Origin of the sequence: Devosia sp. SL43, from assembly GCF_021729885.1 — a bacterium.
In the GTDB taxonomy this organism is placed as follows: domain Bacteria; phylum Pseudomonadota; class Alphaproteobacteria; order Rhizobiales; family Devosiaceae; genus Devosia.
In genome coordinates, this window is record NZ_CP063401.1 from 3623089 (window position 1) to 3649371 (window position 26283).

The 26283-nt window shown below is 64.1% G+C and carries 26 protein-coding genes; 13 read left to right on the top strand and 13 right to left on the bottom strand.

The genetic code is table 11. From position 1 onward, the window contains the following. Window positions 1-29 precede the first annotated feature (29 nt). The 4 genes from cobA to cbiB are packed head-to-tail and all read left to right on the top strand — an operon-like array spanning window position 30 to window position 4581. Window positions 30-866, top strand: a complete 837-nt coding sequence (gene cobA, locus IM737_RS17720; protein WP_442874146.1) for a uroporphyrinogen-III C-methyltransferase — start codon at window positions 30-32, stop codon at window positions 864-866. Continuing rightward, entirely contained in the window at window positions 853-2148 is a 1296-nt protein-coding gene (locus tag IM737_RS17725; protein ID WP_236896272.1) for a cobyrinate a,c-diamide synthase, read from the top strand. The genes cobA and IM737_RS17725 overlap by 14 nt, the downstream gene beginning before the upstream one ends. Before the next feature lie 7 nt (window positions 2149-2155). Beyond that, a complete protein-coding gene (locus tag IM737_RS17730; RefSeq protein ID WP_236896274.1) occupies window positions 2156-3619 on the top strand; it encodes a cobyric acid synthase in 1464 nt (487 codons plus the stop codon). Next, on the top strand, window positions 3619-4581 hold the full coding sequence (gene cbiB, locus IM737_RS17735) for an adenosylcobinamide-phosphate synthase CbiB (protein WP_236896276.1): 963 nt from the start codon (window positions 3619-3621) through the stop codon (window positions 4579-4581). The genes IM737_RS17730 and cbiB overlap by 1 nt, the downstream gene beginning before the upstream one ends. A gap of 146 nt (window positions 4582-4727) precedes the next feature. Here the strand turns inward: cbiB and cobU are convergent, their stop codons facing one another. After that, complete coding sequence (gene cobU, locus IM737_RS17740) at window positions 4728-5282, bottom strand: bifunctional adenosylcobinamide kinase/adenosylcobinamide-phosphate guanylyltransferase (RefSeq protein WP_236896279.1); 555 nt, start codon at window positions 5280-5282, stop codon at window positions 4728-4730. A gap of 213 nt (window positions 5283-5495) precedes the next feature. On the opposite strand from cobU, the gene IM737_RS17745 reads away from it, so the two are divergent. From IM737_RS17745 to edd, 4 genes are all read left to right on the top strand, one after another. Continuing rightward, the gene (locus tag IM737_RS17745; RefSeq protein WP_236896280.1) at window positions 5496-6431 is read left to right on the top strand and encodes a BadF/BadG/BcrA/BcrD ATPase family protein; all 936 of its coding nucleotides are present in this window, start codon (window positions 5496-5498) and stop codon (window positions 6429-6431) included. Between the two features lie 160 nt (window positions 6432-6591). Then, window positions 6592-8073, top strand: a complete 1482-nt coding sequence (gene zwf / locus IM737_RS17750) for a glucose-6-phosphate dehydrogenase (RefSeq protein ID WP_236896282.1) — start codon at window positions 6592-6594, stop codon at window positions 8071-8073. Continuing rightward, complete coding sequence (gene pgl, locus IM737_RS17755) at window positions 8073-8768, top strand: 6-phosphogluconolactonase (protein WP_236896284.1); 696 nt, start codon at window positions 8073-8075, stop codon at window positions 8766-8768. Before zwf ends, pgl begins: the two co-directional genes overlap by 1 nt. A gap of 63 nt (window positions 8769-8831) precedes the next feature. Then, the gene (gene edd / locus IM737_RS17760; protein ID WP_236896286.1) at window positions 8832-10646 is read left to right on the top strand and encodes a phosphogluconate dehydratase; all 1815 of its coding nucleotides are present in this window, start codon (window positions 8832-8834) and stop codon (window positions 10644-10646) included. A 3-nt stretch (window positions 10647-10649) separates the two neighbouring features. On the opposite strand, the gene IM737_RS17765 is transcribed toward edd, so the two are convergent. From IM737_RS17765 to mutL, 3 genes are all read right to left on the bottom strand, one after another. Next, entirely contained in the window at window positions 10650-10955 is a 306-nt protein-coding gene (locus tag IM737_RS17765; RefSeq protein ID WP_236896287.1) for a HigA family addiction module antitoxin, read from the bottom strand. After that, window positions 10955-11290, bottom strand: coding sequence for a hypothetical protein (locus tag IM737_RS17770; RefSeq protein WP_236896288.1), 336 nt, complete (start codon window positions 11288-11290; stop codon window positions 10955-10957). The genes IM737_RS17765 and IM737_RS17770 overlap by 1 nt, the downstream gene beginning before the upstream one ends. 68 nt (window positions 11291-11358) lie before the next feature. After that, the gene (gene mutL, locus IM737_RS17775) at window positions 11359-13188 is read right to left on the bottom strand and encodes a DNA mismatch repair endonuclease MutL (protein ID WP_236896289.1); all 1830 of its coding nucleotides are present in this window, start codon (window positions 13186-13188) and stop codon (window positions 11359-11361) included. 132 nt (window positions 13189-13320) lie between these two features. Here mutL and fabV point away from each other — a divergent pair, with 132 nt between their 5' ends. Both fabV and IM737_RS17785 read left to right on the top strand, forming a co-directional pair. Then, window positions 13321-14496 (top strand): enoyl-ACP reductase FabV, encoded by a 1176-nt coding sequence (fabV, locus tag IM737_RS17780; RefSeq protein ID WP_236896291.1) that lies wholly within the window; start codon window positions 13321-13323, stop codon window positions 14494-14496. Between the two features lie 4 nt (window positions 14497-14500). Next, window positions 14501-14947, top strand: coding sequence for a nucleoside deaminase (locus IM737_RS17785; protein WP_236896294.1), 447 nt, complete (start codon window positions 14501-14503; stop codon window positions 14945-14947). Here the strand turns inward: IM737_RS17785 and IM737_RS17790 are convergent. The 4 genes from IM737_RS17790 to IM737_RS17805 form a co-directional block, all read right to left on the bottom strand. Then, entirely contained in the window at window positions 14944-16032 is a 1089-nt protein-coding gene (locus IM737_RS17790) for a patatin-like phospholipase family protein (protein WP_236896296.1), read from the bottom strand. The two genes, IM737_RS17785 and IM737_RS17790, sit on opposite strands and share 4 nt — an antisense overlap. Further along, window positions 15965-17239: a phosphoribosylamine--glycine ligase gene (gene purD / locus IM737_RS17795; protein ID WP_236896298.1), complete on the bottom strand. Its 1275-nt coding sequence runs from the start codon at window positions 17237-17239 to the stop codon at window positions 15965-15967. The genes IM737_RS17790 and purD overlap by 68 nt, the downstream gene beginning before the upstream one ends. 198 nt (window positions 17240-17437) lie before the next feature. Further along, window positions 17438-18808, bottom strand: a complete 1371-nt coding sequence (locus IM737_RS17800) for a glutamate--cysteine ligase (RefSeq protein WP_236896300.1) — start codon at window positions 18806-18808, stop codon at window positions 17438-17440. A 73-nt stretch (window positions 18809-18881) separates the two neighbouring features. Then, a complete protein-coding gene (locus IM737_RS17805; protein ID WP_236896302.1) occupies window positions 18882-19622 on the bottom strand; it encodes a 16S rRNA (uracil(1498)-N(3))-methyltransferase in 741 nt (246 codons plus the stop codon). A gap of 148 nt (window positions 19623-19770) precedes the next feature. On the opposite strand from IM737_RS17805, the gene ubiA reads away from it, so the two are divergent. Beyond that, window positions 19771-20703, top strand: coding sequence for a 4-hydroxybenzoate octaprenyltransferase (gene ubiA, locus IM737_RS17810; protein WP_236896304.1), 933 nt, complete (start codon window positions 19771-19773; stop codon window positions 20701-20703). Between the two features lies 1 nt (window position 20704). Here the strand turns inward: ubiA and IM737_RS17815 are convergent, their stop codons facing one another. Both IM737_RS17815 and IM737_RS17820 read right to left on the bottom strand, forming a co-directional pair. Then, a complete protein-coding gene (locus tag IM737_RS17815; protein ID WP_236896306.1) occupies window positions 20705-20911 on the bottom strand; it encodes a hypothetical protein in 207 nt (68 codons plus the stop codon). Window positions 20912-21078: 167 nt separating this feature from the next. Then, complete coding sequence (locus tag IM737_RS17820) at window positions 21079-21591, bottom strand: DUF6101 family protein (protein WP_236896308.1); 513 nt, start codon at window positions 21589-21591, stop codon at window positions 21079-21081. Between the two features lie 414 nt (window positions 21592-22005). Here IM737_RS17820 and IM737_RS17825 point away from each other — a divergent pair, with 414 nt between their 5' ends. Together IM737_RS17825 and IM737_RS17830 are read left to right on the top strand one after the other, a co-directional pair. Continuing rightward, window positions 22006-22860 (top strand): 3'(2'),5'-bisphosphate nucleotidase CysQ, encoded by an 855-nt coding sequence (locus IM737_RS17825; protein ID WP_236896310.1) that lies wholly within the window; start codon window positions 22006-22008, stop codon window positions 22858-22860. Window positions 22861-22863: 3 nt separating this feature from the next. Next, window positions 22864-23109, top strand: a complete 246-nt coding sequence (locus IM737_RS17830; protein WP_236896312.1) for a DUF4170 domain-containing protein — start codon at window positions 22864-22866, stop codon at window positions 23107-23109. Between the two features lie 132 nt (window positions 23110-23241). On the opposite strand, the gene IM737_RS17835 is transcribed toward IM737_RS17830, so the two are convergent. From IM737_RS17835 to xseA, 3 genes are read right to left on the bottom strand one after another with little or no spacing between them, the layout of a single operon-like run. Continuing rightward, a complete protein-coding gene (locus IM737_RS17835) occupies window positions 23242-24387 on the bottom strand; it encodes a hypothetical protein (RefSeq protein WP_236896314.1) in 1146 nt (381 codons plus the stop codon). 2 nt (window positions 24388-24389) lie between these two features. Then, the gene (locus tag IM737_RS17840; RefSeq protein ID WP_236896316.1) at window positions 24390-24611 is read right to left on the bottom strand and encodes a DUF2093 domain-containing protein; all 222 of its coding nucleotides are present in this window, start codon (window positions 24609-24611) and stop codon (window positions 24390-24392) included. Window positions 24612-24660: 49 nt separating this feature from the next. Next, a complete protein-coding gene (gene xseA / locus IM737_RS17845; protein ID WP_236896318.1) occupies window positions 24661-26274 on the bottom strand; it encodes an exodeoxyribonuclease VII large subunit in 1614 nt (537 codons plus the stop codon). Between the last annotated feature and the right edge of the window lie 9 nt (window positions 26275-26283).

The following is a 26283-nucleotide window of genomic DNA, read 5'->3' on the forward strand; positions in this document are numbered from 1 at the left end:
CGTGACGGGCCTCAAGGGTGGTTGCGCCGATGTTTGACTGGATCAGGCGACCAAAGCGTCGCGGCCACTTTGCAGCACTCGATCACGCCGATTTTCCGGCAATGGCGCCGGGCTCGGTCTGGCTGGTCGGCGCCGGCCCCGGCGGCCCCGGCCTCGTGTCGCTATTGGCCTATCATGCGCTCGGACAAGCCGATGTGATCGTGCATGACGCGCTGGTTTCGGCCGAGCTGCTGGCGCTGGCGCCCGAGCGAACCGAACGGGTGTTTGCCGGCAAGCGCGGTGGACGTCCGTCGCCGAAGCAGGCCGATATCTCGCTGCAACTCATCGATCTGGCCATGTCAGGCAAGCGCGTGCTGCGGCTCAAGGGCGGCGACCCCTATATGTTTGGACGCGGCGGCGAGGAGGCCGGGGCACTGGCAAAGGCGGGCGTGCCGTTCCGCATCGTGCCCGGAATTTCATCCGGGTTGGGTGGCTTGGCGTATGCCGGCATTCCCGTGACCCATCGCGATACCAACCAGGCAGTGATCTTCCTCACGGGTCACGACGAGTCGGGCGCCGTGCCGCATGGCGTCGATTGGCCCGCCGTAGCCCACGCTGCGCCGGTCATCGTCATGTTCATGGCGGTCAAGCATCTGGGCGCCATCGCCGAACGCCTGCTGGCCGCCGGTCGCGACGGCAGCGATCGCGTCGCCATCGTCTCCAACGCGGCGACGGCCCGGCAGTCCGTGCTCGAAACCACGCTGGCCGAAGCCAAAGATCTGGTCGATGTGCCGACCCCGGCCATTGTCGTGCTCGGCCCGGTCAGCGCCTATCGTCCGTCGCTCGACTGGTATGTCGGCGAGGCCAGGAGGCATGTCTTTGGCTAAAGGCCTCGTCATCGCCGCGCCCCGGTCGGGCTCGGGCAAGACCGTGATCACCCTTGGCCTGCTGGCCGCCTTGCGGCGGCGCGGCGTGGTCGTGGCTCCGGCCAAGACCGGTCCCGACTATATCGACCCAACCTTCCTCGGCCGTGCCGCCCTGCGCGACGCGGTCAATCTCGACCCCTGGTCGATGCAACCCAAGCGGCTGAAGGCATTGGCCGAAATGCAGGCGACCGGCGCCGACCTGCTGCTGGTCGAGGGCGTCATGGGCCTGTTCGATGGCGCCGCCGATGGTTTTGGCTCGACGGCCGATCTGGCCACGCTGCTCGAACTCCCCGTTGTCCTGGTGATCGATGCCACAAGCCAGAGCCAGTCGGTGGCGCCATTGGTGGCCGGCTTCGCCAATTTCCGCGTCGGCCTCCGGCTGGGCGGCGTCATCTTCAACCGTGTCGCCTCGATGAAGCACGAGCGCATGCTGGTCGATGCGCTGGCCGTGACCGGCATTCCCTGTCTGGGTGCCATCCCGCGCAATCCGGCGCTGGCGCTACCCGAGCGCCACCTTGGGCTGGTCCTGCCCGGCGAAGTCGCAGCTTTCGACAGCTTCCTCGATGCTGCTGCCGAGACCATGGGCGATTTCGTCGACCTCACCAGATTGCAGGCGCTGGCCGCGCCTTTGCCCGCGACGGATGCTGATCCGGCCCCGCTGCCGCCACTGGGCCAACGCACCGCCATTGCCCGCGACGACGCCTTCGCCTTCCTCTATCCCCACCTACTCGACGGCTGGCGCGCCATGGGTGCCGAACTCAGTTTCTTCTCACCGCTGGCCGATGAGGGACCATCACCCGATTGTACGGCGGTATTCCTGCCCGGGGGATATCCTGAATTGCATGGCGAGCGCCTCGCCGCAGCGGGCCGGTTCAAGGCCGGCCTGACGGACGCCAAAAATCGCGATGCGCTCATCTATGGCGAGTGCGGTGGCTTCATGGTGCTGGGTGATGCCCTGGTCGACAAGACCGGGCAAAGCCACGCCATGACGGGCCTCCTGCCGGTCACCACTCGCATCGACCGGCCCAAGCGCATCCTGGGTTATCGCAAGTTGACCCAGTCCGGCGATCTGCCCTGGCCGGGGCATCTGAACGGCCACGAGTTCCACTACTCCTCCGCCAAACAATCCCGCCTGCCGCCGCTCTTTGCGGCTACTGATGCGCTGGGTGAGGCCATGCCGCCTATGGGCGCGGTGCTTGGTCGGGTCATGGGGTCTTACGCCCATGTCATCGATGCGGCATAAGGCTGGCATGGCTAAATCCTTGATGTTCATGGGCACCGGGTCCGATGTCGGCAAGTCGCTTGTCGTTGCCGGTCTCTGCCGTGCGCTGGCCAATCGCGGGCTGCGCGTGGCGCCGTTCAAGCCGCAGAACATGAGCAACAATGCTGCCGTGACGGCCGATGGCGGCGAGATCGGCCGGGCCCAGGCCTTGCAGGCGCGGGCGTCACGGCGCGAACCGGTGACGGCGATGAACCCGGTCCTGCTCAAGCCTGAACAGGAAACCGGTTCGCAAGTGGTCGTGCGCGGCCAGAGGCGGGCCTCGATGTCGGCGCGCGCCTATTGGCAGGAGCGTGGCAAGCTCATGCCGGAGGTGCTGGGTGCATTCCGCGAACTGGCCCAGGACGTTGACTACGTCATCGTCGAGGGCGCCGGCAGCGCCTCGGAGGTCAATCTCCGCGCCAACGACATCGCCAATTTCGGCTTCGCGCAGGCCGCCAAGGTGCCGGTTGTGCTGGTCGGCGATATCAACCGCGGTGGCGTTATCGCCTCCATTGTCGGCACGTTCGCGGTGATCGACCCGGCCGACGCAGCCTTGATTCGCGGCACCCTGATCAACAAATTCCAGGGCGATCCCAGCCTGTTTTCAGCGGGGATAGATTTTATCCGCAAGCGGACGGGGGTGCCCTGCCTGGGACCAATCCCATGGTTTGCCGATGCCGCGAAACTCCCCGCGGAGGATTCGATGTCTCTGCACACTCTGCCGCAAAATGCGGATGGAGTGATGGTCATAGCCGTCACACAATTGCCCCGGATCGCCAACTTCGACGATCTCGATCCGCTGCGGGCCGAACCAGGCGTCAGGGTGGTGATGGTGCAGCCGGGCGAAGCGATCCCTCGCGATGCCCACTGGATCGTGCTGCCCGGCTCGAAGGCCACGCGCAGCGATCTGGCTGCCTTGCGCAGCAACGGCTGGGACACCGATATCCTCGCCCATGTCCGCGCCGGGGGGCGGGTGATGGGGATTTGCGGCGGGTACCAGATGCTGGGCAGGAGTATAGCCGACCCTGCTGGCATCGAGGGTAACCCTGGCACCAGCGAAGGGCTGGGTCTGCTCGATGTCAATACCGTGCTGACGCCGGTCAAGCAATTGCGGGTCGAGCAGGCGGTTCATGTCGCGTCGGGCGCGGCGATCAGCGGTTATCACATGCATATGGGCGTGACCGAAGGTCCGGATCGGGGGCGGCCATTTGCCCGCATCGGCCATGACGATGAGGGCGCTATCAGCGCCAACGGCCGCATCGCGGGGACGTATCTCCACGGTCTGTTCGCCGCCGATGGCTTCCGCCGCGCCCTTCTCGGCAACGTCGCCAGTCCCGATCTCGACTATGAGGCCGGTATTGAGCGTGCCCTTGACGATCTGGCGGCGCATCTCGAAAAGCATCTCGATATTGATGCGCTGCTGGCGATGGCCGAACCGACAGGACTGGATTGATGCACGCCTTCGTTGCCCCCCTGGCTCTGCTCATCGAGCGCTGGCTCGGCTATTCGCCGCGCCTGGTCGCCGCCATCGGCCATCCGGTCATGTGGTTCGGCGCGTTGATCACGTATCTCGAAACGCGGCTCAACACCGACAAGCGCAGCGGCGAGCAGCGCCGCCTGGCCGGCCTCGTTGCGCTGACGGTGTTGCTTCTACTGGTTCTCGTCCTGTCAATCGCCGTGCAACAAGGCGTGCGGGCCATTCCTGGCGGCTTTGTCGTCGAAATCCTAATCGCGACACCGTTCCTCGCGCAAAAAGAGCTCCGCCGCGCCGTGCAGGCCGTTGCCGATGCACTGCGGACCTCGCTCGATGCGGGCCGCGAGGCGGTGAGCCATATCGTCGGCCGCGATCCGCAGGCGCTCGATGAGGCTGGGGTGTCCCGTGCGGCCATTGAAACGCTTGCCGAAAGCACCTGCGACGGTGTGGTCGCCCCCGGGTTCTGGCTGGTGCTGCTCGGACTGCCCGGCATTGTTCTCTACAAGGCCATCAACACCGCCGATTCCATGATCGGTCATCTCAACGAGCGCTATCGCGACTATGGCTGGGCTGCCGCCAAACTGGACGACATAGTGAACTGGCTCCCGGCGCGGCTGACGGCAGTCCTGATCACTGCTGCCTGCTTCGTCACCGACCATGCCAGTCCGGGGAAGGCTTGGGCTACGGCCCAACGCGATGCCCGCAAACATGCCTCACCCAATTCGGGCTGGCCCGAGGCGGCCTTCGCCGGAGCCCTGGGCTTCAGACTCGGCGGTCCCCGCAGCTATGCGGGTGAGGTGGTCGATTTGCCAAGCTTCGGTGATGGCAAGTCGGAGCTGGTCGACAGCGATATCTTGCGCGCGCTGGTGCTGTATCGCAGCACGCTCAATGTGCTGCTGGGGCTGAGCTTGGTGGTGGCGCTGCTGGTCTGGGCGGCTTAGCGGCGAGGTGAGTCTCTGGCGGGTACCCCCACCTAACCTCCCCCTGACAGGGGGAGGAATCTGGCTGGTGGATTTGGTCGGATGTGGCCACAAGCTCGATCGGTCCCTCCCCCTTTTCAGGGGGAGGCTAGGTGGGGGTACTCTTCCTAAGCCTCGTGTATCCGGCTCTCGGCCTGCCCCGGCGCCTCGCCTTTGAGCGTCATCGGCAATCCCGCCACCACGAAATACACATCGTCGCAAATCTCGGCCAAACGCTGATGGGCCGAGCCCGCCAGATCGCGAAAGGTCCGGGCCATGGCATTGTCGGGCACGATGCCCAGGCCCACCTCGTTGCTGACGAGGATGACCTTGGCAGCCTTGAGCTGCACCAGTGTCGCGCCGAGCTCACTGACATGCTGAGCCACATCCTCATTGGCAAGTAGTAGGTTGGTGATCCACAACGTCAGGCAATCGACCAGGATCACATCGTGGTCGATAGACGCCTTGAGCAGCGCATCCGACAGCGCGATCGGCTCCTCGATGGTGACGAATCGGTCGCCCCGGCCTGCCTTGTGGCTGGCCACACGGTCGCGCATTTCGCCGTCGAGTGCCTCGGCTGTCGCCAGATAGGCAGGCCGAACGCCGCTGCGCAGGGCAAGGCTTTCCGAAAAGGCTGTCTTGCCCGATCGGGCTCCGCCCAGCACCAGCACGTGTCGCGTCATATCGCCGTCTCCATACCGTCCGCCGCTGCGGCATTCTCAACAAAAGGCCCGAGGCCCGAACCGGTTGCGCATGGTCCGCAGGTAAGCCATGCAAAGGCCAAGCTTGGCAGGTGCTTTTTGTGCCTTATTCTACTTTCGTCTTAGCTGCTTTCGCATTATGGTCCGCGCCGAAACGAGACCTTAGAATCCCTCCAATCCACGGAGAATCCTAGCGTGACCAGATACTACCTTGGCGTCGATGGCGGCGGTACCAATTGCCGCGTCCGTCTGGCCGATGAGAATCTGAACACGCTGGCCGAGGTCAAGAACGGTCGCTCCAACCTACAGATCGATGCAGGCGACCCGGCCTTCAAGGCGATCAGCGACGGCACGCGCGACGTGTTCTCGGCGGCCGGCCTCGATTATGCGCAAACCGCCAATACCTATGCCTGCTTCGGCATGGCCGGTGGCCGTATGGATTCGGCCCGCGCCGAGTTTGCTGCCCGCGCCTGGCCGTTCGCGGGGGTCAAGGTCTATGACGACATCGACATCGCCCATGCCGGCGCCCTGGGTGGCGGCGAGGGTGGCGTGATCATCGTCGGCACCGGTTCGGCCGCCATGTCGATCGTCGGTGGCAAGCGCTACCAGGCCGGCGGTTGGGGCTTCCCCACCGGCGACCAGATGAGCGGCGCCATCCTCGGTCGCGAGTTGATGCGCTATTCGGTCGAAGCCGAAGATGGGCTCGTCGAAGGCTCGCCGCTTACCAAGGCCGTCATCGAGCGCCTCGGCGGCAACAACCAGGCGGTGATGGCCTGGGCCTTCGCCACCGGGCTCGATCTCACCATTCTCAGCAGCGATGGCTCCGAAGGCTGTGATGACGCGCTGATCGGGCGCGCGCCGGCCGAATTCGGCAAGCTGATGCCGCTCTTCATCGAGTACCTCGAAAAGGGCGATCCGGTGGCCCAGAAGATGCTCGATATCGAGCTGGGCTATATCGACACCTATGCCAACTGGTTCAAGCGCCACGGCGCCGAGGTGATGGCCATTGTCGGTGGCTTCGGCCAGCGCCTGTTCCCCATTCTCGAAGCGCGCTACGGCGCCTTTGTGGCCCTGCCGCAATACGAACCCCTTCACGGCGCGGTTATCCTCGCCAAGCAGAACTTCGCCTAGATGCGTCGATGTTCGGATGATGGAGGCCTGCGAATGACAGTTTTCTGCGCTTCCGGTACTCACGTACTGAAACGTACGCTCCGTTCCGGTTCTCGAAAACCGCCCTTCTCGGCTCTCCCTGATCCGAATCTCGACGCATCTACCCAAAAGGACTAGCCCATTGTCCAGCCGTATCATTCCCGTCCAGCCCTTCGACTATGTGGTGTTTGGCGCCACGGGCGACTTGACCAAGCGCAAGCTCATTCCTGCGCTGTATCACCGCTTCAAGGACGGCCAGTTCGACGAGCAGAGCCGCATCATCGGTGCGTCGCGTTCCAAGCTGAGCGACGCCGAGTTCCAGAAGGCGGCACGCGACGCCATCACCCAGTTCGTCGAGAAGGAATATCAGGACGAGGCGGTGATCGATCGCTTCATCAAGATTTTCTCCTATGTCTCGGTCGACGCCAGCAACCCTGAGGGTTCGGGCGACCTCGGCAAGAAGCTGCGCAGCGATCCCAAGATCATCCGCGCCTTCTACCTGGCGGTTGCGCCCGACCTGTTCGAACCGATTGCCGAATACCTGCAGGCCAAGAAACTCTATCGTCGCGACGCGCGCGTGGTGATCGAGAAGCCGCTGGGTCATGACCTGGCTTCGTCGATGGAAATCAACGACGGCGTGGCCAAGATATTCAAGGAAGATCAGGTCTACCGCATCGACCACTATCTCGGCAAAGAGACGGTGCAGAACCTGCTGGCTCTGCGCTTCGCCAACACGCTGTTCGAGCCCATCTGGAACTCGGCCCATATCGACCACGTGCAGCTGACCGTGGCTGAATCGGTCGGCGCCGGCACACGCGGCTATTACGACGAATCCGGCGCTTTGCGCGACATGATCCAGAACCACATGCTGCAGCTGCTCTGCCTCGTCGCCATGGAGCCGCCGGCTTCGGACGATGCCAATGCGCTGCGCGACGAAAAGCTCAAGGTGCTGCGGGCGCTCAAGCCGATCGTCAATGGCGACGTCAGCAAGAACACCGTGCGCGGCCAGTATAAGGGCGTAAAGTCCGAGACGACGTCTGTGGCGGGCTATCAGGACGAATTGCCCGACGCCAAGAAGGGCAGCCGCACCGAGACCTTCGTTGCCCTCAAGGCCGAGGTCGAAAACTGGCGCTGGGCTGGCGTGCCGTTCTACTTCCGCACTGGCAAGCGCATGGCCAGCCGCGCCTCGGAAATCTGCATCCAGTTCAAGCCGATCCCGCATTCCATCTTCGACCATGCCGAAGGCGCCGCCAAGGCCAACAAGCTCATCATCCGCCTGCAGCCCGACGAGGGCGTCAAGCTGATGATGATGATCAAGGATCCAGGCCCGGGCGGCATGCGCTTGCGCGAAGTGCCGCTGAACCTCTCGTTCGCCCAGACGTTCACCGAGCGGACGCCGGAGGCCTATGAGCGCCTGCTGCTCGACGTGATCCGTGGCAACCAGACCCTGTTCATGCGCCGCGACGAACTCGAAGCGGCCTGGAAGTGGGTCGACCCGATCCGCGAAGCCTGGGACCGCTCAAGCGAGCCGCCGCAGTCCTACGTGGCCGGCACCTGGGGTCCTTCGGGCTCGATCGCGCTCATCGAGCGCGACGGCCGCACCTGGTATGAGGACGATAACTAGTGACCATCGAACGCCGCACATTCGCCGATAAGCCGACCCTCGCCAAGGAACTGGCCGAGGCCGTGGCTGACCGTATCCGGACGGCCATCGAAGAGCGCGGCACGGCGGCGATCGCGGTCAGCGGCGGGTCGACACCGGCGCGGTTCTTCCAGTTTCTCGGCAAGACCAAGGATATCGACTGGTCCAAGGTCATCGTGACGCTGGTCGATGAACGCTGGGTCGATGACACCAACAACCGCTCCAACGCGCTTCTGGTCAACGAACGCATGCTGCAGGGTCCGGCGGCCGTGGCGCGCTTCTTCCCGCTCTATTCGGGCGGCGACGAACCCGACGCGGTCAGCGTCGCCAAGACCAATGCGCTGATGTCCAAGCTGCCCGAGCCCTTCGCGGCGGTGGTGCTCGGCATGGGCAGCGATGGCCACACCGCATCGTTCTTCCCGGGCGGCGATACCCTGGCCGACGCCCTGACCGGGGACGGCCCGACGATTGCCATCCGCGCGCCGGGTGCCGGCGAACCCCGCATCACCTTTACCCTTCCGCGTCTCCTCCGCACGGACGGGCTGTACCTGCATATCGAAGGGGAGGAAAAGGCCGAAGTGCTCGATAAGGCGCTGGGCGATGGTCCCACCGAGGACATGCCCATCCGCGCCGTGCTGCGCTCCGGCCATGCCGTCAACGTCTACTGGTGCCCATAGTCCCCTCAGCGGTCCCCAATCGACCGCTCTGGCCACGAAGGGCTCCAAGAACAGGAGCCGCCCATGTCTGTCCGTCAGGCCATCCAGGATGTCACCGATCGCATCGCGGCGCGTAGCCGTGACAGCCGCCGCGACTATCTTGATCGTCTTGATGCCGCGCGCGAAGCCGGCGTCAACCGCGCCGTACTCTCCTGTGGCAACCTCGCCCACGCCTTTGCCGCCTGTACGCCGTCGGAAAAGGCGGCGCTGGCCGGCAACAAGATGCTGAACCTGGGCATTGTCACCAGCTATAACGACATGCTCTCGGCCCATCAGCCGTATCAATTCTATCCCGATATCATCAAGGAAGCGGCGCGCTCGATCGGCGCCACGGCGCAGGTTGCGGGCGGCGTGCCTGCAATGTGCGACGGCGTCACCCAGGGTCAGCCGGGCATGGACCTTTCCCTGTTCAGCCGCGACGTCATCGCCATGTCGACGGCCATCGCGCTCAGTCACAACATGTTCGACGCGGCGGTGTATCTGGGCATTTGCGACAAGATCGTCCCCGGCCTGCTCATCGGCGCACTGACTTTCGGCCACCTGCCGGCTGTATTCGTGCCCGCCGGCCCGATGCCATCGGGCATTCCCAACGACGAGAAGAGCAAGGTCCGCCAGCTCTATGCCGAGGGCAAGGTGGGCCGCGCCGAGCTGCTCGAAGCCGAGAGCAAGAGCTACCACTCGGCCGGCACCTGCACCTTCTACGGCACCGCCAATTCCAACCAGATGCTGATGGAGATCATGGGCCTGCATCTGCCGGGCGCCAGCTTCGTCAATCCGGGCACGCCCTTGCGCGATGCGCTGACCAAGGAAGCGACGGTGCGCGCGCTGTCCCTTAGCGCGCTGGGCAACAATTATACGCCTGTCGGCCATGTGGTGGACGAGAAGTCCATCGTCAACGGCCTCGTCGGCCTGCACGCTACGGGCGGCTCGACCAATCACACCATGCACCTGATCGCCATTGCCGCTGCGGCTGGCCTCCAGGTGACTTGGGACGACATGAGCGAACTCTCCGACGCGACGCCGCTGCTGGCCCGCGTCTATCCCAACGGCGTCGCCGACGTGAACCACTTCCATGCTGCCGGCGGCATGGGCTTCCTGATCCAGGAACTGCTGGAATCCGGCCACCTGCATGAAGACGTCAAGACCGTCTGGGGCACGGGCCTCTCCGGCTACACGGTCGAGGCCAAGCTGGTCGAAGAGAAGCTGAGCTTCGAGGCCTCGCCCAAGGAATCGGCGCTGCCCAAGGTGCTGACGTCATCAAAGACGCCATTCCAGGAATCCGGTGGCCTCAAGCTGCTGGCGGGCAATCTGGGTCGCTCGGTGATCAAGGTCTCCGCCGTCAAGGAAGAGCACCGCGTTATCGAGGCGCCCGCCAAGGTGTTCCACAGCCAGGAAGGTTTGCAGGCTGCGTTCAAGGCCGGTGAGCTCAATGGCGACATGATCGCCGTGGTTCGCTTCGCCGGCCCCAAGGCCCTGGGCATGCCCGAACTGCACAACCTCACCCCGCCGCTCAGCGTGCTGCAGGGTCGCGGCTTCAAGGTGGCACTGGTCACTGACGGCCGCATGTCGGGGGCATCAGGCAAGGTGCCGGCAGCCATTCACATGACCCCGGAGGCCGTTGACGGCGGTCCCATCGCCAAGATCCGCGACGGCGACATGATCCGCCTCGACGCCAACGAGGGCACACTGACCTTCCTCGGCGACGAAAAGGAATTCCGCTCCCGCACGCCAGCCGTGCAGGACCTGCGCGACCAGCATTTCGGCATGGGCCGCGAACTGTTCGCGGGGTTCAGGAGCCTGGTGGGCGTGGCGGATAAGGGTGCGAGCGTGTTTCAGTAAGACTTACGCCGCAGGGAGGCTCATCGGTTCGATGGACTGAAGAGCCTCTTCCGCAGCAGTTTCCGCCAAGGTCAAATCGTACAAGCCCTGCATGTTGATCCAGAATTCTGGTGTCATCGAGAAGAACCGCCCGAGCCGCAGGGCGGTGTCTGGCGTCACGCCGGTTTCTTCGCGCACCAGCCGCTCGATGCGTGTCCGTGGAACACCAAGACGGGCGGCAAGCGCATAGGGCGTCAGGGCGAGCGGCTCCATCAATTCCTCCCGCAGGTATTCACCGGGATGAACCGGGGGCGTGATCCGGATTGCCATCAAGGAGACTCCATTTCGATTTTCCCATCGGCGATGAAGGGCGAAAGTTCTTCGACGATCTTGGCGGCGAGCTTCATCTCTTTCCAGCACAACACAGCGCAGTATAGGTGAGCGGCACTCATGCCGGCGACTAGGGCAGGTGGCATTATGCTTGTCCCAGCAGTCCTTTCTAGGTCCACTGTAATCGCCTCCAGAACGCGCTCCTTTTCTTCAAATGGCCGTTCTACAAAAGCGCGCTCGTCAGGAGCAAGCTCGATGAAATTGCGAAATCCCTGGTATGCACCAACACAAAAGTGCAGGCGCTCATCATCGCCGTAGTTGAGTGCATCGTCCATCACTCGGTCATAACGTCTAGCGATTTTCTCAAGCGCCCGGCGCCGCCGAATATACTGAATTATGCCCATTACCTAGTCCGTCCAAACAGCCGCTCAATATCCCGCTGCTTGAGCTCGACATAAGTGGGTCGCCCATGGATGCATTGCCCTGAATGCGGGGTGGCCTCCATGTCGCGCAGCAGCGCGTTCATCTCGTCCACCCGCAGCCGCCGCCCTGAGCGCACCGAGCCGTGGCAGGCCATGCGGGCGATGATGGCTTCCATGCGGTCGCTGACGGCGGCGATGGAGTCCCATTCGGCCAGGCCATCGGCGACGTCGCGGACGAGGCCGTCTATGTCGGAATTGCCCAGCAAAGCAGGCGTTTCGCGCACGGCGATGGCGCGGGGGCCGAAGCGTTCGAGGTAGAGCCCGAAGCGTTCCAGTTCCGGCGCGGCATCTTCCAGCCGGGCGCAGTCTTCCTCGGGCAGTTCGATCACCAGCGGGATCAGTTGCGCCTGGCTGGGCACTGGGCCGGACGCCAGCTGCGCCTTGAACCGCTCATAGACCAGTCGTTCATGCGCCGCATGCTGGTCCACCAGTAGCAAACCTTCGCCATTCTGCGCGATGATGAAATTGTCGAACATCTGCGCGCGCGCCGTGCCGAGCGGGTATTCGACGAAAGCGGGTGAGGGTTCGGCCTCGATGCGGGCGCTGGGCTCGCTCAGGCCATCCAGCCCGCCTTGCGCCGCGCCATAGCTGGGCGAATAGGGATTGCCGCTGCTCACCCCCGTCGGCCGGCCATAGCCCGCGAAGGGCAGGGGCTGGCGCACGAATCCACCGCCTGTATTAGCCGGTGTCGCAGCCTCATACGCAGGCGCCGTGAACGCCCCCAGCACATCCTCCGCCACCGTCGCCGAGGCCTTGAACCCCGCCGCTGTCAGCGCTTCGCCGATGGCCCGGATCACCGCGCTGCGCACCGCCCCGGCATCACGAAAGCGCAGCTCTGCCTTGGCTGGGTGGACGTTGACATCCACTTCGGCCGGGTCGACGGCGATGTAGAGCGCCACGACGGGAAAGCGGTCGCGGAAGGTGTAGTCGGCATAGGCGGCGCGGACGGCGCCGACCAGCACCTTGTCCTTCACCGAGCGGCCGTTGACGAAGTAGAACTGGCTGAGGGAATTGGCCCGCGTATAGGTCGGCAGGCCCGCGAGGCCCGCCACCACGACGCCATGCCGGCTGCTCGCCAGCGTCACAGCATTCTGCGCAAAATCGTCGCCGATCACCTGCGCCAGCCGCGCCTGTAGCGCACCGGTACCGGTCACAGCAGGCCAATTGCTCGGCGACCGATCGGTGCCACCGAGCACGAAATGCACCGCCGGATTGGCCATGGCCAGGCGCTTCAGCACATCGGTGATCGCCGCCGCCTCGGCCCGGTCGGTCTTGAGAAATTTGAGCCGCGCCGGGACATTGGCGAATAGATTGCGCACCTCGACAATGGTGCCCCGGTTCATTGCCTGCGGCACCGGCCCGGTCCGCACGCCACTGCGTACGTCGAGCCGCAGCCCGCTTTCCGCATCGGCTGTACGCGAGGCGATGCTCAGCTCTGCCACCGACCCGATCGAGGCCAGCGCCTCGCCACGAAAACCCAGCGTGCGGATATCGTCGAGTTCATCTTCGCTGAGCTTGGATGTGGCGTGTCGCTCGACCGACAGCAGCAGATCGGCCCGGTCCATGCCATGGCCGTCATCCTCGATGCGCATCAGGCTCTTGCCGCCTGCCGCAGTGGTGAGCACGATCCTGCTGGCGCCGGCATCGATGGCGTTTTCCAGCAGTTCCTTGACCACGCTGGCGGGCCGCTCCACCACCTCGCCGGCGGCGATGCGGTTGATCAGGTCTTCGGGCAGCTGGCGGATGGGCAAAGGCGATTCTCCTGAGCGCCGAATATAGGGCATGCCCGCCCGGTTTCCGACCCGCTTCGCGCCCTTGCCCCCTGTGACAGGCTGCCACCCATCTGCTATGTGCGGAGCAAATCTGTTTTTCGGAGCCCTGCCTTGATCATCGAACCCAAAATTCGCGGCTTCATCTGCACCACCGCCCACCCGGTCGGCTGCGCCACCAATGTCCAGCGCCAGATCGACCATGTCGTGGTCAAGGGCGCCATCCCGTCCAAGTTCAAGCGGGTGCTGGTTCTGGGTTGCTCGACGGGCTATGGCTTGGCTTCGCGCATCGTCAATACATTCGGCAGCGATGCCGACACCGTCGGCGTATCGTTCGAGCGCCCACCCGCCGAAGGCAAGACCGCCAGCGCCGGCTGGTACAATAACCGGGCTTTTGAATACCGCGCCCAGGCCGCCGGCCGGGTCGCCGTGACCATTGAAGGCGATGCCTTCTCCGACGCCATCAAGGCCGAAGCCATCGAGGCGATCCGCAGCAATCTCGGCCAGGTTGACCTGGTGGTCTATAGCCTTGCCTCCCCAGTCCGTACTGATCCCAAGGACGGCGTGACCTATCGTTCGGCCATCAAGCCCTATGGCACCTCGGTCACCTCAAAGACGCTCAATACCGGCACCGGCGAAGTCTCCGAAATCTCGGTCGAACCCGCCAGCGAGGAAGAGGCCGCCGCCACCGTCAAGGTCATGGGCGGCGAAGATTGGGAACTGTGGATTGCGGCTTTGTCCGAGGCCGGCGTACTGGCCGATGGCTTCCAGTCGCTCAATTACACCTATCTCGGCAGCGAACTCACCTGGCCGATCTACCACAAGGGCACGCTGGGCAAGGCCAAGGGCGATCTCGACCGTGCCGCAGCCGCCATTCGCGCTGGCCACGGCGAGCAGGCCGCGCATGTCGTCGCCCTCAAGGCCGTCGTCACCCAGGCCAGCTCGGCCATCCCCGTCGTGCCGCTCTACGGCACGCTGCTGATCAAGGTCGAGGACGAAATGGGCCTGGGCGAAGGCCCTATCCAGCAGATCGACCGCCTGTTCCGCGACAAACTGCAGGGTGCGCCGGTGCTCGATGACGCCGCCCGCGTCCGCGTCGACGACTGGGAGCTGTCCGAGACCATGCAGAAGGAACTGGCCCGCCGCTGGGCCATCCTCAACACTGAGAACCTGTCTGAACTCGCCGACCTGCCGAAGTACCGCCAGGAATTTCTCAAGCTGTTCGGTTTCGGCCTGGGCGGTGTCGATTACTCCGCCGACGTCGATCCGCAGGTCGTCCCTGCCAAGTAACCCCATGCCGGCCCCATCCCCCATGGACCTCGCCTTGACGCTGGCCGAAGAGGCCGCGTCACTGGGCGAGGCGCCGGTTGGCGCGGTGGTGATGGAGGGCGATGTCGTGCTCGCCGCCGAGCGCAACCGCATGAAGGCATTGGGCGACCCCACCGCCCATGCCGAAATGCTGGCCATCCGCACCGCGCTCGAAAATCGCGGCACCGGACGGCTCGATGGCTGCGATCTCTACGTCACCCTCGAACCCTGCGCCATGTGCGCCGGCGCCATCGCCCATGTGCGCCTGCGCCGGGTCTATTTCGCAGCAGAGGACACCAAGGCTGGGGCGGTCGAGAACGGTATCAGGCTGTTCGAACAGCCCACCTGTCACCACAAACCCGAAGTCATCGGTGGCATCGGGGCAGGGCGGTCAGAGGCGATGTTGCGCGCGTTTTTCAGGGCGCTTCGTTAGCCGCCCGGATTGCTGTCGATGACCGGTACGCGGTTGGCGATATAGTCTTCGATCTTCTGCGCCAGGATCCGCTTGAAGCGGTCTTTTTCCACCTCGGCATGGGCGACGATTTCGCGGACGCGCCAGAATTCGAGGGCGCCGAAATTGGCCACGTGCGGGCGGATGTAGATGTCGGGGGGATAGGCCGCCATCATATGCGCCGTCAGCGAATGCATCATGATCTGGGCTGAGCCGAACCAGATATCGAGCGCCTTGTGATCGGTCTTGGAAATGCCCTCAGACGGATCGCCGTTGACGTCGATGCCGATCAGGAAATCGGTGTCGATATCGGCCTGGTCAAGCGGCAGCGGATTGACCACGCCGCCGTCGACCAGGATGTGGTTGGAATGCACAACGGGCTTGAACAGGCTCGGAATGGCGATCGAGCCGGCAATGGCAGGCCGCAGCAGGCCCGAATTGAACACCACCTGATGCCAGGATTGAAAATCGGTGGCCACCACGAAAAGCGGCACCTTGAGTTCCTTGAACTCCAGCGGGAAGCCAGCTGGAATGAACGCATCGACGATATTGGTCGCGTCGAGCTGCATCGAGATGCCATTCTTGAGGATGCCGCCAATGCCGCGGATCTGCGTGGCCCACAGCTTGGTGGCGATGGCGCGCATCGTGCCCAGCACCTCGTAGGAATGCTCGCGCAATTCCTTGCCCGTCATGCCCGCCGCCCAGCCCGCCCCGATCAACGCGCCGATGGAGGTGCCCGAGATCACCGATGGCCGCAGGCCAAGCTCGTCCATCGCCTCGATATAGGGAATATGGGTCAGCCCGCGGGCGGAGCCGCCGCCCAAAGCCACACCAATTCTAGGACCAGAAAAACTCATTTTGCCCCGCTCCTTGCCTTCCGAGCGCAGCCGGTCAGCCAGCGCCTTGCCGCGAATTTGCAGCGGCGTCAGCGGACGTTGCGACGGCGTCTCGTCAAAGACGGTCTTGAGGAAGGGTAGGCCCGTGAGGTTGAGGAATGGTTCAGATGCCGGACCGGGCGATTTCGCGCCAGCCGATGTCCCGGCGGCAAAAGCCTTCTGGCCAATCAATCTTGTCCACGCCCGCGTAAGCACGCTGCTGCGCCTCCTGCACGGTGGCTCCGAGCGCCGTGACATTCAGCACCCGCCCACCGGCAGCAAGTAAACGTTCACCATCCCACCGCGTTCCGGCGTGGAAGACGTGAATCGTGTGGTCATTGATGGCATCGGCGCCCTTGATTTCACTGCCCTTGCCGTAATCGCCCGGATAGCCCTTGGTCGCCATGATGACGGTCAGCGCATACTGGTCTTTCCACTGCACGTCGTGACCGGTGAGCGTTCCGGTGGCGACAGCATGCAGCAGCGGCAGCAGGTCGCTCTCCATGCGCATGACCAGCACCTGGGTTTCGGGATCGCCGAAGCGGGCATTGTATTCGACGAGCTTTGGACCATCGGGGGTCAGCATCAACCCGGCATAGAGCACACCCTGATACGGCGTGCCGCGCGCCGCGAGGCCGCGCACCGTCGGCCAGATCACGCGCTCCAGCACGTCCTCATAGATCTCACGCGTCATCACCGGCGCTGGCGAATAGGCGCCCATGCCGCCGGTATTGGGGCCGATATCGCCGTCGAAGGCGCGTTTGTGGTCCTGGGCGGTGGTCAGCGGCAGAATGTCCTTGCCGTCGCAAAGCACGAAGAGGCTCACCTCCTCGCCCTCCATGAATTCCTCGATGACCACTTCCGCCCCCGAAGCGCCAAAGGCTCCGGCGAAGCAATCGATAATGGCCTCCTCGGCCTCCTCGACGCTCATGGCCACGGTCACGCCCTTGCCGGCGGCAAGGCCGTCGGCCTTGATCACGATCGGCGCGCCCTGGGTGTAGAGATAGGCCAGTGCAGCCGCCTCGGTGTCGAACCGGCCATAGGCGGCGGTGGGAATGTCCATCTCGTCGCACAGGGCCTTGGTAAAGCCCTTGGAGCCCTCGAGCTGGCCAGCAGCCTTGCTCGGGCAGAAGCAGGTGAAGCCTGCGGCGCGGACGTCATCGCCGAGGCCGGCCACCACCTGCGCGTCGGGCCCGACGACGACGAAGTCGATCTCGTGTTGCTGGCAAAGCGCGACTACCGCGGCATGGTCGGTGATATCGACCGGCAGGTTCTCGGCAACCGCATGCGTCCCGCCATTGCCGGGCGCGATGAACAACTTCGTCAACAGCGGCGATTGGGCGATCTTCCAAGCCAGAGCATGCTCGCGCCCACCCGAACCGATCACCAGAACCCGCATCTATGCCTCCATCGCTGTTGGAGGCGTGATGCCCGAGTGCGCCTGATGAGGCAAGGCCTACTTCACCTCTCCCTTTGGGGGAGAGGTCGGTGCGCAGCGCCGGGTGAGGGGGCCTTTACTGGGTGAGGTGTTGGGTAAGGCCCCCTCACCCGAGCCGAAGACGGGTCGACCTCTCCCCCAAATGGAGAGGTGAAGACCCTACATCTCGGCTTCGGCGAAAATTCGGGTCAGATCCCCGTTCCATTCGCCGCGGAGCTTGTCCAGCCAGCGCTCTGCCGGTGACTTGGCGAGGCGGATGGTTTCTTCCAGCGGCGCCAGATGGATCGACTCGTCCTTGCCCTGGGCGTTGCGGCGATCGCGGCGGACGAGCCCGGCTTCGGCAATGCCGACGGCCTGTGCCGCGACATCATAGAGGTTGGACCGGTCATGCGGGGTCATCAGGCCCAGCCGTGGCACTTCGCGGCGCAGATTCTCGCGCTCTTCGCGCGTCCAGGGCTCGATCAGTTCATAGGCGGCTTCGAGCGAAACCTGATCATAGAGCAGCCCGGTCCAGAACGCCGACAAAGCAGTCACCGACTTCTCGTCGCCCATATCGGCGCCGCGCATTTCGAGGAACTGCTTGAGACGTACTTCCGGGAAAATCGTGCCGAGGTGATAGTTCCAGTCCCGCTTGGTCGGCTTCTCGCCCGGCAGCTGCGGCAGCTTACCCTCGAGGAAATCGCGGAAGCTCTCGCCCGCCACGTTGATGTAATGGCCGTCGCGCAGCACGAAATACATTGGCACATCAAGCGCATAGTCGGCATATTGCTCGAAGCCGAAACCCTCGTCGAAGGCGAAGGGCAGCATGCCCGTGCGGGCGTCGTCGGTATTGAGCCAGATATGGCTGCGGAAGCTGAGATAGCCCGTGTCGCGGCCATCGGCGAAGGGCGAATTGGCGAACAGCGCCGTCGCGACCGGCTGCAAGGCCAGGCTGACGCGCAGCTTCTTGACCATGTCGGCTTCGCTGGAAAAGTCGAGATTGGTCTGTACCGTGGCCGAGCGGAACATCATCGATGTGCCGAGCGTGCCGACCTTGTCCATGTAGGGCGCCATAATGCCGTAGCGCGACTTGGGCATGCGCTCGATCTCGGCGACGCTCCACAGTGGCGTGACGCCGAGGCCGAGGAAATGGATATCGAGTGGCGCCGCGACTTCCTTGGCGACGCGCATATGCTCGGCCGTTTCGGCAGCGGCGGCGTGCAGGTCTGGCTGCGGGGCGCCCGACAGTTCGAACTGGCCACCGGGCTCAAGCGAAATGCCGCCATGGGCATGCTTGTCCCACAATCCAATCGGGTTTCCTTCGTCGAAGAAGGGTTCCCAGCCGGTCTTTTCGGCCACGCCATCGAGCAGCGCGCGGATTCCGTTCGGTCCCTCATAGGCCACAGGCCGGAGCGGATTGGTGTGGAACACATGCTTTTCGTGTTCGGTGCCGATCCGCCATTCGCTTTCGGGCTTGCACCCGCGCGACATCGCTTCGATCAGGTCGGCGCGGGATTCGATGGGAGGCGAAAAACTGTCGGCGCCGGCCATAAAGTTTCCTCTGGAAGTGAGGGTTCAATGTTGGCCGGAACATAGCGTTGCACAAGCCGAAAGCAATCGGCTTTTATCGCCAATCACCGATGATTGCCTGAATCACCGCTAGCGCCGCCACCGCCGCCGTGTCGGCGCGCAGGATGCGTGGCCCCAGGCTGATCGGCACGACATAGGGCAGGGCACGGAGCCTGGCGCGCTCCTCGTCGGAAAAGCCGCCCTCCGGCCCGATCAGGATGCCGACCTTCTGCCCCCGCAGCGCCGTCAGCGCCTCGACGGGCGACGACGACCCTTCCCCCTCATCGGCGAGAATCAGCCGGCGATCGTCAGGCCAGGAATCGAGCAGCCGCTCGAGTGTCATCTCCGGCTCGACGCTGGGAACGCTGAGCACCTCGCACTGCTCTGCCGCCTCGATGGCATTGGCGACGAGACGGTCATGCTTGAGCCTGGCGACCTGGGTGAAGCGGGTGATGACGGGCTGGATCGTCCCGGCGCCCATCTCGACGGCCTTTTGGATCACATAGTCCAGCCGCTCGGTCTTGAGCGGGGCAAAGCCGTACCAGAGGTCGGAGGGCGGCGTCTGTTCAGCGATTTTCTCGACCAGATCGAGCGTCACCGATTTCTTGGAATCGCTGGCCAGCCGGGACAGCCAGGCGCCGTCGCGACCATTGAACAGCACAACCTCGTCGCCGACCGTCTTGCGCAAAACGGCCGCGAGATAGAGCGACTGGTCCTTGCCAAGGGTGAGTTGCGTCCCGGCGGCGAGATCGGGGTCGACGTAAAGGCGGGGCAGGGCGGCGTGGGTACGGGGCATGGATGCTCATTTACACCACGACGTCATTCCCGCGAAGGCGGGAATCCATTCTTTGCGGCTGCGCGTATTCGCGCTTTCGCCGCCGTATCTCCCTGGTTTATTCAGGAAGCATGGATTCCCGCCTTCGCGGGAATGACGTGGTGATTGAATGAGCGACCCGAACCAACCCGGCACCGTCGCCGATGCCCAATCCGGCAATTGGGTGGATCGCTATGCCCCTGATTGGCTCAAGCCCTATGCCAGGCTGGCGCGCTGGGATCGGCCCATCGGCTTCTGGCTGCTGTTCTGGCCCTGCGTCTGGGGTCTGGCTCTGGCCGCCGTCGCCAATCCGCTGCTCGGCTTCGACTGGTGGGGCGCCGTTCTGATGTTTGTGGGTGCCGTCTTGATGCGCGGCGCCGGCTGCACCTTCAACGATATCGTCGATCGGGACATCGATTCTTCCGTGGCCCGCACCCGTTCCCGCCCGATTCCCTCCGGCGCCGTAACATCGCGCGACGCCCTGGCTTTCCTCATCGCGCAGGCGCTGCTGGGCTCGGTGATCCTCTTCCAGTTCAACCGCTTCACCGTCTGGGCCGGCGTTGCCTCGCTGGTGCTCGTGGCGATCTACCCGTTCATGAAGCGCGTGACCTGGTGGCCGCAGGCCTTTCTGGGGCTCGCCTTCTCCTACGGCGCGCTGGTCGGCTGGAGTTCACAGACCGGCAGCTTCGCCATGCCGGCCTTGCTCCTCTATATGGGCACCGTGCTCTGGGTGATCGGCTACGACACGATCTATGCCCTGCAGGATATCGAGGATGATGCGCTGATCGGCGTCAAATCCACCGCACGCCTGTTCGGCAGCAAGGCCCGCCCGATCGTCGCTGGCTTCTATGCGGGTGCTTATCTGCTGTGGCTGGCTGCGGCGACTATTGCGGGCGCTGGCATTGTCTTCGCCGTGCTGTCGCTGGTGGCGGCAGGCCTCCTGGCCTGGCAGGTGCAGACGGTCGATGCCGAAAAACCGGACAATCCGCGCGCGCGCTTCTACAGCAACCACTATGTCGGCATCGTGCTGTCGCTGGCGCTGCTGGCCGACTGGGTCTGGTAGTTCAGAGACAGGTCGGACCGCGTTCGAGTCGCTGTTCGGTCAGTGCCGTGGCGAAATGCTTGACGTTGCGGTCCGCCGCCAGACCATAGGCCAGGGCATAGGACGCCTTTTCGGCAATGGCGCGGTCATGTTTCTTCTGATCGCGCAGCGCGAAATAGACGACGCCACAGGCAATGTAGATGGCAACGGCCAGCGTGTAATAGTCCATGTGGTACCCCCTGCGAGCGCACACTAGCGCGCGGCCCTGCAAGGTCCAGCTTGGAGCCGTCTTTACCCTACCGGGTAGGATTAATACGGATGCTTTGATTCAAACGCCAAAAGGGCTGACCGCACCACCGGTCAACCCCTTGGACGTGCTTTGGAGGAGCAGTAAACTTATGCGTCGGGATGACCCGGCTGGCGGCGGTTGAGGAAGCGTGGGCGGCGGCTGGCTTCGGCGACCAACTTGCGGCGCGAAGCGGAGTTGCCGACCATGACGCCATCGACCTGCTGGCTATAGGGCATATACTGGCCATCGCCGGCCTTGATGAACAGCGGCAGGCGGAGCTTCTTGCCCCAGTTCTGCCACTCGGCGACGACGCTGTGATTGCCCTCTTCCTCAAACACGCGATAGTTGAGTTCGCTGTCGGAATGCACCAGTTCGATCGAGCTGGTCAGCATGCCTTCTTCGGAGATCGCGGTGGCAACGGCAACGCCGATGAACTCGGTGACCGGCACCTTGACCTTGATCGCCACGCCGCTCTGTTCGAGCTGGCGGCGGACCGTAACGGTCTTGACCGGATCTTTGGGGCCGTTGTCATTCGCAGCGACGAACCGGCGTTCCGCCAAAGCGGGCTTGCCGAAAGCCAGAATGACCGACGATCCTTCCATCATGACGCCGTGAAGCATTTGAATTCGCCTTCCTGTCAACTTCGAGAGCTGGTTTTTGGTGCTCTCTTTTGTAGGTCCAACATACCCCGGTCCCTTACCTGCCAGCTTAATCGGTTCGGTTAAGTTTATGTTGTTTTCCGAGAGGGTTAGCGGTGTCTTGCACCCAGTAGGGAGCGGTTAACCCCACCGGGTGCGGGGGTGTTAACCACGGGAATTCTGCTGCATTTGATATGAACGGCCAGTCGTCTCCCTCCCCCTTGTGGGGAGGGATCAAGGGTGGGGGTGTTCGTGCTCCGGACTTGCGGAAAGAACCCCCACCCGACCCCTTCGGGGCCACCCTCCCCACAAGGGGGAGGGATGTCGACTGCAACTCTGGTGGAGAGTCATAGCAACTCTTGCTCCGGCGTCGCACCAAGCCTAAAAGGCCCGTAAATGCCAGCGCCCGCCACCACTTACAGCGACGATCTCGAACTGCTCCGCACCTCGGCGGTGGCGGCGGGCATCATCGCCAGCGGATTTTTCCGCCGCGACGTCAAGAGCTGGACCAAGGAGAATTCCTCGCCGGTCAGCGAAGCCGACATCCTGGTCGATCGCTATCTCGCTGCGTCCCTGCTGCATGCCCGCCCCACCTATGGCTGGCTGAGCGAGGAGACCGCCGACAATCCTTCACGCCTCGATTGCGAACGTGTCTTCGTGGTCGACCCCATCGACGGCACGCGCGGCTTCCTGCGCGGCGAGGATAGCTGGACTGTATCGCTGGCTGTGGTCGAGAACGGCGTGCCGGTGGCCGGCGTGGTCTTCGCCCCGGCGCGCAACGAGATGTATCAGGCGGCCAAAGGTGAAGGCGCCTTCTTCAACGGCAAGCCCCTGCTGCGCAGCCGACGCCCGGGCAGCCCGCCGGTTATCCCGGCGGCCGGCGCCGTGCACCAGGAAATGCAGGCCGCCGGTCTCAATTATACCCGCGGTCCTTATTACCCCTCGCTGGCCTACCGGCTGGTACAGGTGGCGACGGGCAAGCTCGATGCGGTGGCCAGCCGTCGCGGCAGCCAGGATTGGGATATCGCGGCTGCGGCGCTGATTCTGAGCGAATGCGGCATGGACCTGGCCGATGTCTGTGCCGGCTACCCGCAATTCAACAGACGAGATGTGCGCCACGGGGCGCTTGCCGCGCTTGCCGACATGAGCCTAAAACCGCTGGTCCATGCGGCTCTGATCAAGGTCTATGGATGCCCGGGCCCCGACCAGGAACGCGTGGCCGCCGAACTCTCTTCTGACGAACGGATTTGACCGATGGCTGAAAAAGAAGATCCCACCAAGCAGTTGCTCCACCTGGTGATTGGTGGCGAGCTATCCAGCATCGAAGGGGTGACCTTCGCCGATCTCGACAAGGTCGATATCGTCGGTCTCTACCCCAACTATGCCAGCGCCCTCGTTGCCTGGAAGCAGAAGGCGCAACTGACCGTCGACAGCGCCCAGACGCGCTACTTCATCGTGCACCTGCACCGTTTGCTCGAGCCGGAAACGCACAAGGGTTGAGCCAGGCCCTCGTGGTTCGAGGCTCGCGAAGGGCTCGCACCTCACCATGAGGGCTGTTGTTAGCTCGGTATCAAAGTAGCCCTCATGGTGAGGTGCGCTTCTTCAGCGCCTCGAACCACGAGGGCGTGCCCCTCAGGCCACCAGCGCATCCAAAATCGCCAGCATCGCCCCCGGCCCGCCAATGCGCTGACGGCCGATATTGGCCAGGCGACGGCGTTCCTCGTCGTCGGCCAACAGCTTGCGCAGGGCTGACCCGATTGCCTTGCCCTCGGGCGGAACCACGGTGCGTGCCTCGCCGAACAGCATCTGCTCGTCGTCGAACCGTGAACGCCGGTCACGCGGATTGACGAAGGTGATGGCCGGCTTGCCCGAGCCAAGCGCTTGTATCGTGGCGGTCCCCGCCTGCGACAGCACCACATCCGAAACCGCCAGCAGATTGCCCATGGCGCCGCCCCTGGCCATGTGGATCGTCAGGTCGCCATCTGACAATTCGCCCATATCGTCCGATTCGGCGCTGAGCATCGCCGTCCGGCGCAATCCGGTCTGCTTGGCCAGCTCTTCGACATTGATGCCACCGGCAACGGCCACGAACACGTCCGGCCGCAAGTCGGGCGGCAGGGTTCGCAGGGCATCGATCTGCAGCGCAAAGCTCTCGGCCGTCAGCGCCCTGCTGCCCGGCAACAGAGTGACCCCCATGGCCTTATGACGCCGCGCCCGCGCGTCGTAATCGCCATGTGGGATGGTATCCATCATCACATTGCCGGCCGAGCGGGCATCGACCCCGATATGCTCGAGCGTCCGCGCTAGGTTATCAGAGCGGCAGAACACGGTCTTGCAGGCCCGCTTGATGGCAAAGCGCTCCGGGCCAGAATAGAGCCGCGCCGCGCCGGTCTTGTAGACATCGAGATAGACGAGGTCGCGGTGGCCGGTGGCGAAAGCGGCCAGCACGCCGGTCATATCGCCGACCACGATGATGCGATCATACTTACCGCGCATCTTGCGCAGAAAATTGAGCGCGGGCGGCACCGTCATCAAGCCACCGGTGGTGAGATCGCGCCGCAGCGAACCCTTGACGTTGCGCCATCCTTCCGAGGCCAGCGTGGCGCGCGGCCCGACCAGCGGACAGACGCCCATATAGGCATTGCCCGAGCCGATCATCGGATAGGCTTCCACATCGATGGTCTTGGGCAGACGCGCGACGATCGCCGCAGCGATCCAATCCTCGCCATGACCGTTGGAGATGAAGAGAAACCGGCGGCGGACTGACGCTTCCGCCACCATCAGGCTCCGCGGCCGAACCGCTCGAAGGCCGTATGGGCCGTCACCGCGTCGGCATAGGCCTCCTGCCGGTCGACATTCCAGTAGAACAGCTCGTCGAGCGGGATCGGCTTGCCCGATATGGCGCAGCGTACGAAGCTGCCGGGCTTGAGCACGACATAGTCGCCATCGAGATAGCGGATCACCGCTTCGGCGGGCGCAAAGCCCTTATCGAAGATGTTCATGCTGGCATTCCTTCAACCTTGCTCCCGATATAGCGAGCAATGGGGAACATCAAAAGAGGCTTTCCTGCGTGTCCCCGTCCGCCTGGGCGCGTGGTTTCTTCTTGATGACCGGCGCACCGGCAATGGTAGCGCCGACTTCGCCATCGGCAAATTCGATGGCAACGGGCGTGCCCGGCAGCAGACCCGCCCGCTCGTGGATCAACTGGCCATCCGCATCCTTGATGACGGCATAGCCGCGCGCCAGCACGCTGCGATAGCTCAGGGCGTCGAGCAACTTGCCGGCCTGGGCCAAAGCCGCCCCGCGCAGGCTCAGGCCCTGCAGCATGCTGGCATAAAGCCGGGTGGCGAGAGGGCCGAGCTGAGCCTGGCCATGCCGCAACTCCGCCCGCAAGGCGTTCGGCGACAATTTCGGCCCCACCGCCTCGAGCTGCGCGCGCTTGCGCTCCACCAGCCGCAGCGTCGCGCTGGCCAGCCGCGCGGCGCGTGGGTCATAGGTCAGGCGCGAGCGATCCACGGTCTTGCGCAAGCCGGCCTCCGCTCGCATCGACAGGTTGCGCAGCCGCTCGCCGGCTTCGACCTGGCGGCGGCTCAACATCTGTGGCGTCAGTCGCGGCTCGACCCGCGACAGGGCCAGACGCCGGTCCTGCACCGAATGCCGAAGGCCGCTGAGCAAGTTGGACGCGGCATGATCGAGGCGTTGGCGCTGCGTCGACACCAGATCTGCCGGACGTGGCAAGCCTGCCGTTGCAGCGCGCAACCGGTCGCGCGCACTGCCGGCAATCCGCCGCGTCGCCTGCCGCTGGCGCGAGCCGAGATCGTCGACATAGCCGATGAGTTCAGCCCGCACCGGCACAGCGGCTTCGGCAGCCGCCGTGGGTGTCGGCGCCCGCATGTCGGACGCGTAGTCGACCAGCGTCGTATCTGTCTCGTGGCCGACTGCCGAAATGACAGGAATACCACTGGCCGCGACTGCGCGGACCACCGCCTCTTCGTTGAAGCCCCAGAGGTCCTCGATCGAGCCGCCGCCACGGGCGACGATCAGCAGATCCGGCCGCGGGATCGGTCCATCCGGCAGCAGGGCATTGAAGCCCTCGATGGCGTTGACCACTTCGGGCGCGCAGGTCTCGCCCTGCACGCGCACTGGCCATACCAGCACATGGCTGGGAAAGCGGTCATTGAGGCGATGCAGAATATCGCGGATCACCGCGCCGGTGGGCGAGGTGACGACGCCGATGACGCGCGGCAGGTAGGGCAGGGGCCGCTTGCGTTCCTTGGCGAACAGGCCCTCTGCCTGCAACTTCCGCCGCCGCTCGTCCAGCAGCGCCATCAGCGCCCCGGCGCCGGCCGGCTCGATATTGTCGATGACGATCTGGTATTTCGAAGATTTCGGGAAGGTGGTCAGGCGCCCGGTAGCGATGACCTCCAACCCTTCCTGCGGCTTAAACGTCAGGCGGGCATAGCTGGTCTTCCAGATGACCGCGTCCATCGACGCATTCTCATCCTTGAGCGTAAAATAGGCATGTCCCGACGAATGCTGCCCACGAAACCCGGAAATCTCGCCGCGCACCCTCACATGCCCGAACTCGTCCTCGACCATGCGTTTCACCGCATGCGAGATCTCGCTGACGGTAAACTCGGCGGCATTGGTCAGGGCTTCGGCCATGCCCTCTGG